Here is a 15,122-nt window from a genome sequence, read left to right on the forward strand (position 1 = left end):
ATAAGGCTTGTGAGCTTTTAAATAGAGTCTTATTATTAATTATTTCCTTTTCCATTTTTGTTATCATATATAACCCTGACTTCTTCCCATGTTTCATTCCCAAATGTATCCTTCGACCAGATCATAATGATGTTTTCACCATCTTCTAGTTTAACATTTGTACGGAATGAACCATTTTTTACTTTCGTATCTTTACCATTCACACGTATAAAGTCTAGGTTATCTTCTGAGACTTGCCCCTCTACTTCTACAGATTTTTGTGAACCGTGTCGCCATCTTCTGGTGATTCAATTGTGATTATTGGCGCAACCGAGTCTACATAGACTGTTATCGTTTGCACTGTTTCATTTCCAGCTTGATCAACAGCCTTAACTGAAATACTATTTTCGCCTTGTTCTAGTGTTATATCGGCTTCATAGTTACCGTTATCAAGAGTTGCTTCTGATCCATTTATGTTAACACTCTCTAGATTTTCTTCCTCCACTTGCCTTGAACGGTAACCGATGTTTTATTAAACTCTTCTCCATCTTGCGGTGAGTTAATGGATACAATTGGAGGTGCACTATCTAATATTACCTCCACTTGATTGGACGGACGTGTAAGACTTTCTCCTTGTGCGGCCTTTGCTGTAATGGTATTTGAACCTTCCGTTAGGGAGATTTCAGCACTAAAATCTCCATCTTCCGAAGACGAAACCACAGCTACTTCTGATCCATTTTTATACAGATAAATTTCTTTATTCGGATTGGCTTGACCTTCAACTGTAATCGTGTTTTCAGCCGTATATGAATTATTTAAAGGTGATGTAATTTCCGGTACGGCTTCATCATATGCTACTTCAGCGCGAATCATGTAGTTTCCATCGGAAGTTGAAGTCTGCTTCCATTCACCATCAATATAAGAATAGTTTCTTCCAGAAGACTCAGAACTTGTGTCCCTATTAATAGCTGGTGTATATGGATATTCATCTTTTTGAATATAAGCAAGGTAAAAATCACCTTCAACAATAATTTCCTCACCACTTAAATCTATAAATGTCCAGTCTGTTTCAGAGCGGATTGCTTCAGCTTCAAGAGGACCGGCAATTTTCTCCCCAGGCAAACCATTTGGACCGGTTGAGTCATACACTTCGACTAAAAATTCAGTTCCACCTGGATCTGGACGATCACCACCATCAAATTTGTAGTAACCTCCTGTTAACACTGCCCGATTTTTTCCATCTGCAAGTGACATTTTCACAGCCCATCCATTTCCAGCAGAATACATATAGTTTAGGGCTTCTGCGGTACCATCATCATAAGTAATTGTTTCTGATGTACCAACAATTGGCGGTAAAACTATATTTTGAACCGATTCTTCATTACCAACCACAGTCACTTCTGCTGTATTCGGGTAATGCATTGGATCGGACACTTTTAATGTGTATGTTCCTTCAAAAGCTGTTAAACTGAGGACCCATCAGCATTTGTTTCAACAGGTTCGATATTGGCATCTTCGACTAGGTAGACTCTTGCTCCTTCAACTGGTTCTCCTGTTAATTCATCTGTAATAACACCAGTAATTGTTCCGCTTTCTTTCTCCTCAAGCGTGAAATTCGTCGTAACCTCTTCGTCATCTGCAACTTCAATCGTTTTGGTTTGAGAATGGTAACCATAGGACTCCGCAATAACACTGAATTCCCCAGCTGGATGGCGTAAAGCATAACTCCCATTTTGAGGGTTAGTTACAACTGACCTACCTGTTTCTAATACACTTACTTGCGCTTCAATTGGTAATAGTGATAATTTGTTGTCCGTTTCCACCTTGGTATCTTTACCAGTAAAGTCAGATGTATTGATTGTTTCTAGATCTGAACTTGTATTATCACTCTCACCATTATTTGTAGCGCTTAAAGCAACATCATCAATATACCAACCTGGTTGTTCTGTACTAAAATCCGAATAGGTATAAAACGCAATAAAAATTCCTTGACCGGCATATTCTGAAAGATCTATTGATGCATCAACCCATGACCTTGAATCTCCTTGAACCATTGAAAGTTCCGTCCAATCTTGCCCATTTGTAGATACCATGACATAACCATAATCATAAGCAGCACCTGTATATTCTGACTGTTCAAAACTATACCATTGTTTAAAGTGTAAAAAGGCTTCTCCTTCAGGTAAAACAATTGGTGGCATGACGAGCATTTCTCTCATCCCACTCGAATAGTCTCCTGAAAGATTAGTCGCATATACCTTTTCACCAGATGCTGCACCATTAGGACCTGACGTTGGAACACCCCATTCCCAATTAGGATTTTCACCGACAATTGTCCAGCCAGTAGGCTCTGTTTCAAAGTCTTCAGAGTAACCAATCGTTAAACTTTCTAACACCGTGACTATATATTCCTCACTCGTAACTGTATTTCCAGCATAGTCAGTAATAGTCCATTTATAAGTTAGCGTTCCTGCTTCGACAACACCTGCTGGAATTGTAGCGAGGTACTCTCCATTTAAATAGTTGCCATTAACACGTTCTGAATCGACATAATTCCATTCTCCATCGTTCATTTTATACGCTAACTCAACAGATTCAACGCTAATATTATCACTTGCTTGAACTGTTAGATCAACTTGTAACCCCTCAGATGCCTCAGAAATAGGTGTATGTGTATAATCTGGATCCTCTGTATCTTCTCCTTCAATCGTTACATTCCCTTTAATCATTCCCATACCTTGTGTTTCTGACAATACGGCATCATAAGCGTTTAAAAGTCCATAACCATAACCTTGGTTAGGAGACTCGGGGAAATTTCGATCGGTTAAGGGAGTAGCTGTTTCAATAAGAATTTGCTCGATTTCATTTACTGTCACATTGGCATTAGCTTGGCGTAACAACGCAACCGCTCCAGCAACGTGTGGTGCCGCCATTGAAGTACCACTCTTTTCTCCATAACCTCCATTAGGTAAGGTGGAACGAATATTAACACCGGGTGCTGTTAATTCAGGCTTAATTTCATCATATGGAGATGGTCCTTGAAAAGAGAAATCGGCTAAAGCATCTTCCTCATCAACTGCACCAACGGCAAAAGATTCTGGATAATTAGCCGGGCTTGCAATAGTACCGGGACCATTTGGATATAAAATTGATGCATTTCCTGCTGCAAATACCGGGAAAATGCCATAGGCTCTCCAAGTCTGAACGACCTCTAAAAACCATTCATTGACACCTGGTCCACCACTCCATGAATTATTGACAACATCTGGAGCCATATCAACTCTACCCCCAGGCGCCATAATCCACTCTGCAGCCTCTAAAATATCAGAATCTGAACCGCTACCCTCTGTATCAAAAGCTTTCGCCGCAATCCACTTTGCCCCAGGAGCAACACCAATTTTGTTCGTTCCATCAGGTTCGCTTCCGACCATTGATCCTGTTACATGGGTTCCATGTCCATTGTCATCATAACTTTCTGCTTGTCCACTTACCGCATCAAAAAACTATATTGATGATCAACTGTTCCGTCTCCTGCATTATAGCCACGATACTTTTCTTTTAGGGCTGGATGGTCCCATTGAACACCAGAATCAATGCTGGCAACAACAGCTCCTGCCCCATCAATTCCTAACTCCCATGCTTTTGGTGCTAATACCTGACTGACATTCCATTGTACATTTTCATCGCTTGAAGCTCTCTTTAAGTCAGAGTCTGTTACCAAATTTCGTTCTTCATCTAAATAAATTTTCTTCACTTCCTTAAAGGAAGCAACCTTTTCAATGACTTCCTTTGAGCCGGTGAAAGAAATGGCATTCATAACATGATAGGAATTGTATTTTTTAACTGTTCCCTTTTGTTGCTCTTGGCTTAATAATTCTAGCAAAGGCGCTTGCGTTTGGTGTGCATTTGCCTTTAATTCTGTCAAAATTTCTGAACGCACCATATGCTTCCTATTTAATCCTAGTGCTTTTTTCTCATCTGCATTATTATTTGCTTGTTTCATTATGTTAGCAGCATCAATTTGTTGATTTAATATAATGATAAGCGATAGTTCATCACTGCTATCCATCTGTTCTCTAACTTTGTTGTCAATTTTATGAGTTGATGATTGCTGTAAACTGTCTTGAATGGAATTGTTTTGAGATTCAGCTATAGACATTGTCGATAAAGAAGTGCTCAAAACTAACACTATTGTCGAAACAAGAAATAAAATGCTCCGTAATCGTTTTGTCACTAAGACCCCTCCTATTTCTATTAATTTAAGATAGCTTCGTCTAGTAAACTATCAAATTATTAATAGATTACAGGATACGACATAAAAATCTTGTCATTATTTGACTATTTTCATGAGCAAAATGTTCTAATTTTTCGACTTTTATATTATCTAATAAAAAGAGCCCTTAAACCCATATATTCAGAGTTTAAGAGCTGAAATGAAGGAAGTAACTACCTGTTATTACTTAGATCACTCCCACTTAAAGTATCGGTTGGATATTAAAACAGATACTCCAGCAAACGATACGAGTGCTAAGACACTAGTAATGTCTGAGAAAGAAAATGCTCCTCTCCACACGAGCTGTAATACATCATGTACATAATATAATGGAACAAATTGTGCAATCGTCTGAACAGTTTCTGGGTATATTTCTAAAGGAATTGTGACGCCAGAAAGAAATAACATAATATACATGAGAACGAAAGCTATTCCTAAACCTGCACCAGCTGTTTTGGAAACACTTGTAATGATTAAACAGAAACTACAAAAGCCCACAGTTACAATAACAAGCATTAAAAAATAAGACATTATGTGTTCTGTCATGGGGACTTTGAATAAAAAATAGGCAATGACCATAATTTCAATTGCACCAACAATTGCCGCGATAATTGCTTTCATTAGGATACTTAAAAACATAACCCACGGACGTAATGGAGTACCTTTTAGCCGCCTTAAAACACCTTTTTCCCGATCAATCACTAGTTGAAGGCCAATAGTAAACAACCCGATATTTAAAATCATGATTGCTATCATAGCAGATATGTATAAATCGAAATATTCCACTCCACCATATGATTCATTTCCAAATATATTTCCAAAGATAATAAACAAAACTGCAGGTAATACGAACGTAAAGCCCAGAGCCATAGGATCCCTCAAAAATAACTTTAAGTCTGCAATCATATGGTTCGTTATCATTTTACTCATGCACGAGTCTCCTCCCTCATCACTCCAGTCAAGTTCATGTATACATCTTCAAGATTTCCTTGTTTACTTGGAAGCAGTTTTTCCAGTTCTTGCTTTGTTCCACAGGCTACCATTTTCCTTTTTTTAATACACCTATTCTGTCGCAGAGGGATTGTGCTTCTTCCATATAATTAGTCGTTAAAATAATAGTTTTTCCTTCTGACTTTAGCTTCTGAATGATACTCCATATATCTCGTCTTATTTCGGGGTCAAGTCCCGTGGTGGGTTCATCTAATACTACGATGTCGGGATCATTAATTAGAGCCAAAGCAAAAGATACACGTTGTTTCCAACCACCAGATAAGTGCTTAATATATTTATTCAAGTACCCTTCCAATCTCAACATAGAAACCAACTCTTCTATAGGGCGATTCTTCTTGTAGTAAGAAGCAAAAAAGTTTCAGTACCTCTTTTACCTTGAGTTTTTCATATAGACTTGCTTGCTGGAGCTGCACACCAATTTTTCCCGTAGTTGATAAAAAGTCGTTTTGTGAGTCTAGACCGATTACTTGTGCACTTCCATTATCCGGTTTTCTAAATGCAGTAATCATCTCGATGAATGTTGTTTTACCTGCCCCATTCGGACCAATAATACCAAATACTTCACCTTCATATACTTCTAAATTTATATGATTTACAGCTATATGACTCCCATATCTTTTCGTCAATTCATTGGCGTGAATTATTACTTTAGACAAGACTACCAATCCTTTCACCTATATTGACTTTCAATTCAAACATCATTATTTCTCATGACTACACATACAAAAACACCCATAAACATTAATGTAATAATGCTCATGGGTGTTTAAAGTGTCTTTTAAATTTGTTCTACAAAAAAGTTATAGTACCGGTGGTCGGGTTCGAACCGACACTCCGTGAGGAACACGATTTTGAGTCGTGCGCGTCTGCCAATTCCGCCACACCGGCATGTGAAATATTTACGACAAGAATAAATATAACATGATTTAGTTTGTTTAGTCAATCTCTAAAATTAGCGAAGAAGGCAGTTCCACCCTGCCTTCTTGCTGTTTATAATTCATCAAATCCATTGGTGTCAGATACCTTCGTATATTGACGGGATTTTTGCTCGAAGAAGTCTGACTTGCCTTCGTCCACTTCTTTATAAGCCTTGATCCACTTCATTGGATTCTCCGTAATATGAGGGTAAGGTGCATTGACGCCTAATAGCTTACATCGTTTATTCGCTGTATACTTAATGTACTCCTCTAGTTCATCCATGTTAATGCCATCAATTTTGTTCCCAATAATATGCTGACCCCATTTGACTTCAAGATCAACAGCCTTTTTAAAGGTATCCGTCACAAACTGTTTATTCTCTTCTGTATTTAATCCTGGGTTCTCATTCAAAGTTTCTTTAAAAATATGCGCAAACAAATTCACGTGAATAAGCTCATCACGGTTAATGTAATTAATCATCGTGCTCGTTGAGACCATCTTCTGGTTTCGGGCAAGGTTATAAAAGAACGCAAAGCCAGCATAGAAGAATAAGCCTTCTAACACGACATCATAGACGACGGATTCAATGAATGCTTGAGGCGTTTGTACCTCTACAAATCGGTCATAGCCCTCTGCGATAAACTGATTTCGTTCCAGCAGCACTTCATCATGTTTCCAGTATTCAAAGATGCGGTCTTGTTCATCTTTATCGACTAATGACGATAGGACATAGGAATACGACTGATTATGAACCACTTCTTGGAACGACAGGACTTGCATCAAGGCTGACAAGCTCGAATCCGTTAAGTAATCCGCTACTTTAGCTGAATAGTCCGTTTGAATCGAATCTAGGAATGCTAGTAGCCCGATGATTTTCTTAAATGTTTCTTGTTCGTCGTTAGTTAATTCTGGCCACTGCTTACGGTCATTAGACATATTAATTTCAAATGGTGTCCAGAAGTTGGCGAGCATATTTTTATACATCGGGTATGCCCAGCTAAATCTGACATCATCCCAGTTAAGCACATTGGAGCTTTCTCCATTAATGATCCCTGTTGATGCATTCGGTGCTTGATAGTCATATAACGTCGTTTTTGTATCGTTTCAGTCATAATAATTCCTCCTTACGATGCGCAGCTTTCGCAGTCTTCGATTTCTGATGACGTTGATCTTGTGTAATAGGTCGTTTTGAATTTGGCTTTCCAGGCTGACAGATGCATCGCTAGTAATTCTTTAGCTTTAATATGATTTTTGACGTAAAAGTTAAACGATATCGACTGATCAATATGCTTCTGGCGTGCTTCGTTTTGTTTAATCGTCCAGCTGTGGTCCATGTCATAGGCTGATTTATATAACCAAAATGTTTTCGCGCTTAAATCGGGTGCGTGACCGGAATCTTATAATCTTTCTTTTCTTCTGAGTAGAATTTTTTAAAAATCGGATCGATACTTGCGGTACTTCCTGCAATTAGGCTTGTACTCGAGTTCGGCGCAACCGCCAATAAGTAGCCATTCCGAATGCCGTGTTTTTGGACATCTTGCATTAGTTCTTGCCACTCAGAAGAATGGTAGCCACGTTTTTCAAAATAATGGCCACTCTCCCATTCCGACCCCTCAAAATAAGGATAGGCTCCCTTTTCTTTGGCAAGTTCATGGCTTGCCTTAATCGTTAAATAAGCAATTCGTTCATATAGCTCGTCCGCAAATTTCACCGCTTCTTCTGACTCCCAGCGAATGCCTTTAAGCGCAAGCAAATGGTGATACCCAAACGTACCGAGTCCAACAGCACGATAGTTTTGGTTCGTAATTTGCGCCTGCAAGACTGGAATTGTGTTTAAATCTATCACATTATCTAGCATTCTAATCTGAATCGGAATGAGCCTTTCTAACACATCTTCTGACGCAGCCCGGCCAAGATTAATGCTTGATAGATTACAGACGACAAAGTCACCAGGCGATTTAGTTACGACAATTTTGCCGTCCTTTGTTTTCTGTTCTTCAACCGTGGTCGGACTTTGGTTTTGCGTGATTTCGGTGCATAGATTCGATGAATAGATCATGCCTTTGTGACTGTTCGGGTTCTTTCGGTTGACCTCATCACGGTAAAACATAAAGGGAGTCCCTGTCTCAAGCTGACTAATCATAACCCGCTTCATAATCTCAATGGCCGGAACTTCTTCTTTGGATAAATCAGGTTGCCTCACACATTCTTCGTATTTGTCTCTAAACGAAACTTCTCCATCTTCCTCATCATAAAAGTCTTCTAAACTATAGCCCATCACGCTTCTAACTTCGTGTGGATCAAATAGATACCAGCTTTCTCTCGCTTCGACTTTTTCCATAAAGAGATCTGGGATGCATACGCCTGTAAACAAATCGTGTGTACGCTGGCGTTCATCCCCGTTATTTAGCTTAGCGTCTAAGAATTTGTGTATATCCTTATGCCAAACGTCTAAGTAAACGGCAATGGCTCCTTGTCTTTGGCCAAGCTGATCAACACTAACTGCTGTATTATTCAGCTGCTTCATCCACGGCATCACGCCGCTCGACACACCTTTAAATCCTTTGATTGAACTTCCATGCGAGCGAATTTTACCTAAATAGACACCGATTCCGCCGCCATTTTTAGATAAATTCGCAATATCCGTATTCGAATCATAGATTCCTTGCAAACTATCATCGACCGTATCTATAAAACAACTAGACAGCTGCCCATGAGCTTTTCCTGCATTAGACAGGGTTGGAGTCGCAACGGTCATATATAAGTTGCTCATCGCCCAGTACGCTTCTTTAATGAGCTGCAATCTCTTATCTTTCGGTTCATGTATCATAAGTGTCATTGCAATCGTCATAAAACGTTCTTGTGGTAGTTCGAACACGCGACCTTCGTGATCTTTTGCCAAGTATCGATCGGCAAGCGTCCTGATCCCGATGTAAGTAAATAGTCGATCACGTTCAGGCTCTATCACAGTTTCAAGCTCTTTAAATTCCTCTTCGTCATAGTGAGTCAATAACTGATCACTATAGATGTTGATCTTTGATAAGTGCTTCGTAAGCTCATAAAAGCTGCCATATGGCTCTGCCTTTGAGTAACCTCGATTACCCGCTGCCTTTTGATATAGCTGATCTAAGTACACGCGTGCGCAGACATATGTCCAGTCCGGCTCGTCAGGACTAATGTTCTCAAGGCCTCTTAATAGAATTTCATTGGTCATCTGTTCTTTTGTGATTGTTTCTTTAGATGTGACGGCCTGAATGATTTTTTCCGTAAAGGAATTAGATTCTAGATGACCGAACTGGTTTAAGATCGATGCTAAGTAGTTTTTTAAATGTTGTCCATTGAACTCCTCAGTACCCTCTTCCGTTTGTAGAACTGTTTTAGATATAACCTGCATCTTTTTCCCTCCAAAATAAAATTCGCTTCCCGCGGGGAGAAGCGAACAAAACGATATGTATAGCTATACTGAATATAAATCAGGTAAAGCTAGCGTATATCGTTTCATTCTCTCAATCCCCGAAGAGTGTGAAACTTTTTCTCATTAAGGCAGGTCTCCTGACTTGCGCATCAGCCTACTCTGAACCTTCCCTTACAGGCACCCAACTATTGAGTGATCCTGCAAAGTGGTCATTCATTTCGTCCGCGCTTACAGTTGCGGGGGCAGTTCTGGAGTTACACCAGATTCCCTTTTAAGCAAATAGCACCTTAACAAGAATACTATATATAGATTTTGATTAACACAAATACAATATATTGTGTTAATTTGCATTATAGATGATTTAATCTCATAACACAAGAGGGTTTAAATTATTTTTCATTTAACCTTTGATTGCACCTTCTGTCATGCCTTTTGTGATGCGTCTTTGGAAAATCGCATACAGAATAATGACTGGAATGATCGCAATCGCTAGGCTTGCGAATAACGTTCCCCAAGCATTGGTGTACTGCGCTTCATTACTAATGTAGTCAATGGCTAGTGCTAGTGTATAGTTGGTTTCTGTCTGCAGGAAAATAAGCGCCATAAAGTATTCGTTCCAGACTGAATCGTGTTCATGATGGTGACGGTAATAATCCCGGATGTCGTAAGTGGCGTGACGATTTTCCACAGAATGCCGTATGGCGACATACCATCGATCGCCGCTGACTCTTCTAGCGATTTTGGAATCGTACTGATAAAACTTGTTAGCACGAAAATCGTAAATGGTAGTTGTGATAACGCATAAACGATCGCAAGGCCTATTAAACTATCTAGCATATTCAATTGAGCAAGTAAGAAAAATAATGGAATCCAAGCCAGCACCATTGGGATCATCATAGCTGAAATATAAAGCGTGAATAAGAAGTTACTCCCTTTAAACCGAACCCTCTCAATAGCATATGCTGTTGGAATGGCTAACACTAAACATAAAATCGCGCCTAATGCTGTTACGATTAAACTATTGAGTACGCTCGTTCCGATATTATATTCTGTCCACGCCGTGATGAAATTTTGATAATTAAACGTTTCAGGAAATCCCCAAGGGTTCGCATAGATCTCAGCGTTTGTTTTAAATGAGCCTAGGAACATCCAAAAGATGGGGTATAGCACGGCTAACGTCCAAATCAATAATGGTATTCTAATACCGAACCTGGCAACTCTCTCTCCGATTGATAATTTCATATGCTCCCCCTCCTAGTACTCTACTTTGTCTCTACGAAGCAAGAATTGTAGTAATAGTACGGTGATTAATGAAAGTACTAGAATCATAACCCCAATTGTTGCCCCGTAACCAAAGTTGTATTGTTTAAAAGCTTGTTGATATAAATAAGAACCCATAACGTGCGTTGCGTTATTAGGTCCCCCGCCCGTCATTACTTGAACAATGATAAAGGAACCGTTTAACGTGGTAATCACTATGTATAGAATCGATATTTTAATTTGAGGCCAAATTAATGGTAGTGTCACATGCCAAAATTGTTGCCACTCATTTGCCCCGTCAATACGAGCTGCTTCGTAGGTGCTTTTCGATATGTTGGCAATCCCGCCCATGAGTAATAACATGAATAGGCCAATCCCAGCCCAAACAGATGGTAATACTAAACTAGGCAGTGCCCAATCTTCACTTCCTAACCACGGTTTAGCCCATTCTTCAAGGCCGATTTTCTCTAAACCTGTATTTACAAGCCCTAAGCTTGGGTTATAAATAAACATCCAAAGAATCCCGATCACGACAACTGACATAATATTTGGAAAGAAGAAAACCACGCGATAGAACGGTGCTTCTTTAATCTTCAACTGAGTTAAAACAACCGCAACAAATAACGCTATTATCATAATTCCAATTACTTTTGTCACAACTAGAAAATAGTCATGCCAAATGGTCATAGGAATAATGTCATCAGTAAATAATTTTTTGTAATTATCAAAACCGACAAATTCTCGGGTGTTGGATGCACCTGACCATTCGAAAAATGAAAAATAAAGACCATTAAATAATGGATAAAGTGTAAAAATACTAAACATGATAAACGTAGGAATTAAACAAAAGGCAAGAAATATATATTTTGTTTCTTATTTGTACCATCGTGATCACTCTCTTCGCCTAAATAGTATATGGAATGCAGAAAGGATCCGCATTCCATATATAATTCTACTAATATTAGTTATTGTGCATTTCGATATTCTTCTGCCGCTTTCTCAGCTTCTTCAACAAATTCTTCTGCGGTAATATTACCAAGCATGAGTGAGACTAGAGCGTCACTAATAGGTGTTTCTAAATCAGCACTCATTGGGTGCGGCTTATGATAAATCTGTACCTGTTCAGGATCATTAATCATTTTGTTAGCTTCGATTAAATAATCAGGCACTTCTTCACTTTGCGATAAATCCACACCTGAAACGTTCATAATCGCACCTGTGTGCTCAGAGAACGATTTCGCATACTCTCTTGTAAAGACAAAGTCTACAAAAGCTTTAGCAGCTTCAGGGTTCTCAGCTTCCTTAGCAATCGCTAATGGACGTAAGTCAGGAACAATGGCCATTGGCTCTCCTGCTTTGTTCATTGGTGATGGAATAAAACCATACTTGAAGTCATCTGGTGTATCACCTGACATTTCATTCGGAAGCCAGAATCCAACTGGAATAAACGCATTATCATGTAGTAGGAAATTCATTTGTGATTGTGTATGGTTTAATGCACCAAATCCTGGGTCAACATAGCCTTCTTCAGCCATTTTCTGTACGTTTTGCATGATAGATAATATCTCTTCACTTGACCATGCGCCTTCTTCACCTTTAATCGCACTTGCGAGTAATTCATTACCACCATAAGCCGAAATAGCTGGATATAACATACCTCTTAAAAAGTAGTATGGATATTGACCAGTTGTTACGAATGGTGCAATTCCTTCACTTTCTTTAATGTTACCCATTGTGCTCATAAACGATTCAAAGTCTTTTGGTACTTCATAGCCTTCTTCATCGAACCAAGCCATGTCATACCAAGTACCCCAAGTATCGAATACTAAAGGTAAACTGTAAAGCTCACCATCATAAGAAGCTGGTTCAGCAATAAAGTTGTCTACTAGTTTGGAACCATCCTCAAGTTCAATCTCCTGAGCCCACTCTGTTAAATTCATTAACTGATCATCTTCAACCATTTGAGTTTCACTTGAACCTGCACCATCAATGTATACTACATCAGGTGGATCGCCAGAAACCCAACGCGATCTCATTTCTTCATTGATGTTTGGCCCTGCGTGTTCTACGATTTCAACATTTGGATATTCTTCTTGGAAATCCCCAATGACTTCCTTCCACCAAGAATCTCCATATCCACCGACAAATACTGAATTTCAAGCTGTCCAGAAATCTCACCATCGTTAGCGCCTTCATTGCTTTCACTGCCTGTCTCTTCACCACTGGATTCCTCACCAGACTCTGGTGACTCCTCATTTCCTGGAACCTCTTCTGGCGCACACGCAGCAATGAACACTAACAAGAACAACGCTAACCATAACGTTAATCCATGCCACTTAATTTGCTTAACCAAGTTCCCATCCCCCTATATCAAATTTTATTTAAAACCAAAATCTGAAGTGTCAAAAGTATGTAATCGCTTCCAGTGACAATTCAGAAAATTTATTTTAATTATAATCCGAATGATTTTTTATGTCAAATTCATTTAGCAAAAACGTAATAATATTTCAATATAATTAAAATAAAAAAGTTGATAAACAGATCGACTGCTTACCAACTTGGGTATGTAAGTAAATGAAATTGTTTGGAGGCGGCAACCGGATTCGAACCGGTGATAAAGGTTTTGCAGACCTCTGCCTTACCACTTGGCTATGCCGCCACATAAAAATGGAGCGGAAGACGGGATTCGAACCCGCGACCCCCACCTTGGCAAGGTGGTGTTCTACCACTGAACTACTTCCGCTTAAATGGCTGGGCCAGCTGGATTCGAACCAGCGCATGACGGTACCAAAAACCGTTGCCTTACCGCTTGGCTATGGCCCAACAAAGGGCGACCGGTGGGAATCGAACCCACGAATGCCGGAGCCACAATCCGGTGCGTTAACCACTTCGCCACGACCGCCATATGACAGGGGTAGTAGGAATCGAACCCACATCAAAGGTTTTGGAGACCTTCGTTTTACCATTAAACTATACCCCTATATATTATGTTAAAAATGGTGGAGGGGGAGAGATTCGAACTCCCGAACCCTGAGGGAGCGGATTTACAGTCCGCCGCGTTTAGCCACTTCGCTACCCCTCCAAAAAGATGGTGGCTCGGGACGGAATCGAACCGCCGACACACGGATTTTCAGTCCGTTGCTCTACCGACTGAGCTACCGAGCCAATGAAATGATGCTTATTTAATTATGTAGTGGCGGTCCGGACGGGACTCGAACCCGCGACCTCCTGCGTGACAGGCAGGCATTCTAACCAGCTGAACTACCGGACCAATTTGGTTGCACTCTACGAGCACTCCATATTCCATCTCGCAAAGAAGTAAATTCGACGTAGTGTCGATGAATAATTTGGTTGCGGGGACAGGATTTGAACCTGCGACCTCCGGGTTATGAGCCCGACGAGCTACCAGACTGCTCCACCCCGCGGTATTGTCAATCGCTCTATTATTAGAGCCCTGACTATAAATGTTATTAATTTTTTAAACTGCTCGTCGCGTTGCAAGCCATTTCGGCGAAGCTTACGCTCCTCGCAAAACCTACGCAGATGATGGTTCAAGATGTTTACGGTCTTGCTCCACCCCGCGGTATTGTCAGATCCTCTTATTTAGAGTTCTGATTAAGTTATTGAAAAATTACATTTGGGTCCCTTATAAATGGTGGAGGATGGCGGGCTCGAACCACCGACCCCTTGCTTGTAAGGCAAGTGCTCTCCCAGCTGAGCTAATCCTCCAGGGCATTAAGTATAAAAGATGACCCGTACGGGATTCGAACCCGTGTTACCGCCGTGAAAGGGCGGTGTCTTAACCACTTGACCAACGGGCCATAATTAATCATTATGGCGGAGAGCGAGGGATTCGAACCCTCGAGACCGCGGTAGCGGCCTACACGATTTCCAATCGTGCTCCTTCGACCACTCGGACAGCTCTCCAAAAAATGGCTCCAGCGGCAGGATTCGAACCTGCGACCGATCGGTTAACAGCCGATTGCTCTACCACTGAGCTACGCTGGAATATGTTTTAAACTGTCCACGAAGGAGAAGTAAAAGATAATGCCCGGCAGCGTCCTACTCTCACAGGGGAAACACCCCAATTACCATCGGCGCTAGAGAGCTTAACTGCTGTGTTCGGCATGGGAACAGGTGTGACCTCTCTGCCATCGCCACCGGACTATTTAGTTGTTATATGTAACTCAGAAAATTTCTGAGACAAATAATATTATATTCACCTTCGCTGAAAAATGCAAGTGAAAATTAATATTTTAGGTTAAC

The 15,122-nt window shown here is 40.2% G+C and carries 10 protein-coding genes, 14 tRNA genes, 1 rRNA gene, 3 pseudogenes and 1 riboswitch; all 28 genes and pseudogenes read right to left on the reverse strand.

Annotated elements, in window-relative coordinates:
* Positions 1 to 35: 35 nt before the first annotated feature.
* Positions 36 to 203: a hypothetical protein gene (locus JCM13188_RS19865; protein ID WP_279402034.1), complete on the reverse strand. Its 168-nt coding sequence runs from the start codon at positions 201 to 203 to the stop codon at positions 36 to 38.
* A 44-nt stretch (positions 204 to 247) separates the two neighbouring features.
* Positions 248 to 484: a chitobiase/beta-hexosaminidase C-terminal domain-containing protein gene (locus JCM13188_RS16560; RefSeq protein WP_054754996.1), complete on the reverse strand. Its 237-nt coding sequence runs from the start codon at positions 482 to 484 to the stop codon at positions 248 to 250.
* A complete protein-coding gene (locus JCM13188_RS16565) occupies positions 466 to 1,401 on the reverse strand; it encodes a hypothetical protein (protein WP_054754997.1) in 936 nt (311 codons plus the stop codon). Before JCM13188_RS16565 ends, JCM13188_RS16560 begins: the two co-directional genes overlap by 19 nt.
* 41 nt (positions 1,402 to 1,442) lie before the next feature.
* Positions 1,443 to 3,410, reverse strand: coding sequence for a S8 family serine peptidase (locus JCM13188_RS21875; RefSeq protein WP_054754998.1), 1,968 nt, complete (start codon positions 3,408 to 3,410; stop codon positions 1,443 to 1,445).
* 56 nt (positions 3,411 to 3,466) lie between these two features.
* Positions 3,467 to 4,213, reverse strand: a complete 747-nt coding sequence (locus JCM13188_RS16575; protein WP_054754999.1) for a protease inhibitor I9 family protein — start codon at positions 4,211 to 4,213, stop codon at positions 3,467 to 3,469.
* A gap of 231 nt (positions 4,214 to 4,444) precedes the next feature.
* Positions 4,445 to 5,182 (reverse strand): ABC transporter permease, encoded by a 738-nt coding sequence (locus JCM13188_RS16580; RefSeq protein WP_054755000.1) that lies wholly within the window; start codon positions 5,180 to 5,182, stop codon positions 4,445 to 4,447.
* Positions 5,183 to 5,288: 106 nt separating this feature from the next.
* Positions 5,289 to 5,546, reverse strand: a complete 258-nt coding sequence (locus JCM13188_RS16585; protein ID WP_054755001.1) for an ATP-binding cassette domain-containing protein — start codon at positions 5,544 to 5,546, stop codon at positions 5,289 to 5,291.
* Positions 5,539 to 5,919: an ATP-binding cassette domain-containing protein gene (locus tag JCM13188_RS16590; RefSeq protein WP_279402035.1), complete on the reverse strand. Its 381-nt coding sequence runs from the start codon at positions 5,917 to 5,919 to the stop codon at positions 5,539 to 5,541. The genes JCM13188_RS16585 and JCM13188_RS16590 overlap by 8 nt, the downstream gene beginning before the upstream one ends.
* A gap of 150 nt (positions 5,920 to 6,069) precedes the next feature.
* Positions 6,070 to 6,151: transfer RNA gene (locus tag JCM13188_RS16595), tRNA-Leu, on the reverse strand.
* A gap of 102 nt (positions 6,152 to 6,253) precedes the next feature.
* Positions 6,254 to 7,231, reverse strand: a complete 978-nt coding sequence (locus tag JCM13188_RS16600) for a ribonucleotide-diphosphate reductase subunit beta (protein WP_054755003.1) — start codon at positions 7,229 to 7,231, stop codon at positions 6,254 to 6,256.
* 74 nt (positions 7,232 to 7,305) lie between these two features.
* A pseudogene (locus JCM13188_RS16605) lies at positions 7,306 to 9,575 on the reverse strand (ribonucleoside-diphosphate reductase subunit alpha).
* Between the two features lie 131 nt (positions 9,576 to 9,706).
* A riboswitch (cobalamin riboswitch) is annotated at positions 9,707 to 9,901 on the reverse strand.
* 95 nt (positions 9,902 to 9,996) lie between these two features.
* A pseudogene (locus JCM13188_RS16610) lies at positions 9,997 to 10,838 on the reverse strand (carbohydrate ABC transporter permease).
* 12 nt (positions 10,839 to 10,850) lie between these two features.
* Positions 10,851 to 11,681 carry a carbohydrate ABC transporter permease gene (locus tag JCM13188_RS16615; RefSeq protein ID WP_279402036.1) on the reverse strand — a complete coding sequence of 277 codons (831 nt, stop codon included), beginning with the start codon at positions 11,679 to 11,681 and terminating at the stop codon, positions 10,851 to 10,853.
* A gap of 140 nt (positions 11,682 to 11,821) precedes the next feature.
* Positions 11,822 to 13,197, reverse strand: a pseudogene (locus JCM13188_RS16620) (ABC transporter substrate-binding protein).
* A gap of 244 nt (positions 13,198 to 13,441) precedes the next feature.
* A tRNA-Cys gene (locus tag JCM13188_RS16625) sits at positions 13,442 to 13,515 on the reverse strand.
* 9 nt (positions 13,516 to 13,524) lie between these two features.
* Positions 13,525 to 13,599: transfer RNA gene (locus JCM13188_RS16630), tRNA-Gly, on the reverse strand.
* A gap of 5 nt (positions 13,600 to 13,604) precedes the next feature.
* Positions 13,605 to 13,679, reverse strand: a tRNA-Gln gene (locus tag JCM13188_RS16635).
* A 6-nt stretch (positions 13,680 to 13,685) separates the two neighbouring features.
* Positions 13,686 to 13,758, reverse strand: a tRNA-His gene (locus JCM13188_RS16640).
* A 7-nt stretch (positions 13,759 to 13,765) separates the two neighbouring features.
* Positions 13,766 to 13,836 (reverse strand) — tRNA-Trp (locus JCM13188_RS16645).
* A 17-nt stretch (positions 13,837 to 13,853) separates the two neighbouring features.
* A tRNA-Tyr gene (locus JCM13188_RS16650) sits at positions 13,854 to 13,938 on the reverse strand.
* A gap of 7 nt (positions 13,939 to 13,945) precedes the next feature.
* Positions 13,946 to 14,021, reverse strand: a tRNA-Phe gene (locus JCM13188_RS16655).
* Positions 14,022 to 14,050: 29 nt separating this feature from the next.
* Positions 14,051 to 14,127, reverse strand: a tRNA-Asp gene (locus tag JCM13188_RS16660).
* A 77-nt stretch (positions 14,128 to 14,204) separates the two neighbouring features.
* Positions 14,205 to 14,281: transfer RNA gene (locus tag JCM13188_RS16665), tRNA-Met, on the reverse strand.
* 228 nt (positions 14,282 to 14,509) lie between these two features.
* A tRNA-Val gene (locus JCM13188_RS16670) sits at positions 14,510 to 14,585 on the reverse strand.
* Between the two features lie 20 nt (positions 14,586 to 14,605).
* A tRNA-Glu gene (locus JCM13188_RS16675) sits at positions 14,606 to 14,677 on the reverse strand.
* A gap of 14 nt (positions 14,678 to 14,691) precedes the next feature.
* Positions 14,692 to 14,783: transfer RNA gene (locus tag JCM13188_RS16680), tRNA-Ser, on the reverse strand.
* A 6-nt stretch (positions 14,784 to 14,789) separates the two neighbouring features.
* A tRNA-Asn gene (locus JCM13188_RS16685) sits at positions 14,790 to 14,864 on the reverse strand.
* Positions 14,865 to 14,905: 41 nt separating this feature from the next.
* Positions 14,906 to 15,021: ribosomal RNA gene (gene rrf / locus JCM13188_RS16690) — 5S ribosomal RNA — on the reverse strand.
* Positions 15,022 to 15,122: the final 101 nt, after the last annotated feature.

This window comes from Piscibacillus salipiscarius JCM 13188 (assembly GCF_001311865.1).
In the GTDB taxonomy this organism is placed as follows: domain Bacteria; phylum Bacillota; class Bacilli; order Bacillales; family Alkalibacillaceae; genus Piscibacillus; species Piscibacillus salipiscarius.

Coding starts and splice junctions, on each gene's coding strand:
- JCM13188_RS16565 (WP_054754997.1), bottom strand. CDS start 1,401: ATGCATTACCCGAATACAGCAGAAGTGACTGTGGTTGGTAATGAAGAA.
- JCM13188_RS21875 (WP_054754998.1), bottom strand. CDS start 3,410: ATGGTCGGAAGCGAACCTGATGGAACGAACAAAATTGGTGTTGCTCCT.
- JCM13188_RS16580 (WP_054755000.1), bottom strand. CDS start 5,182: ATGAGTAAAATGATAACGAACCATATGATTGCAGACTTAAAGTTATTT.
- JCM13188_RS16615 (WP_279402036.1), bottom strand. CDS start 11,681: ATGTTTAGTATTTTTACACTTTATCCATTATTTAATGGTCTTTATTTT.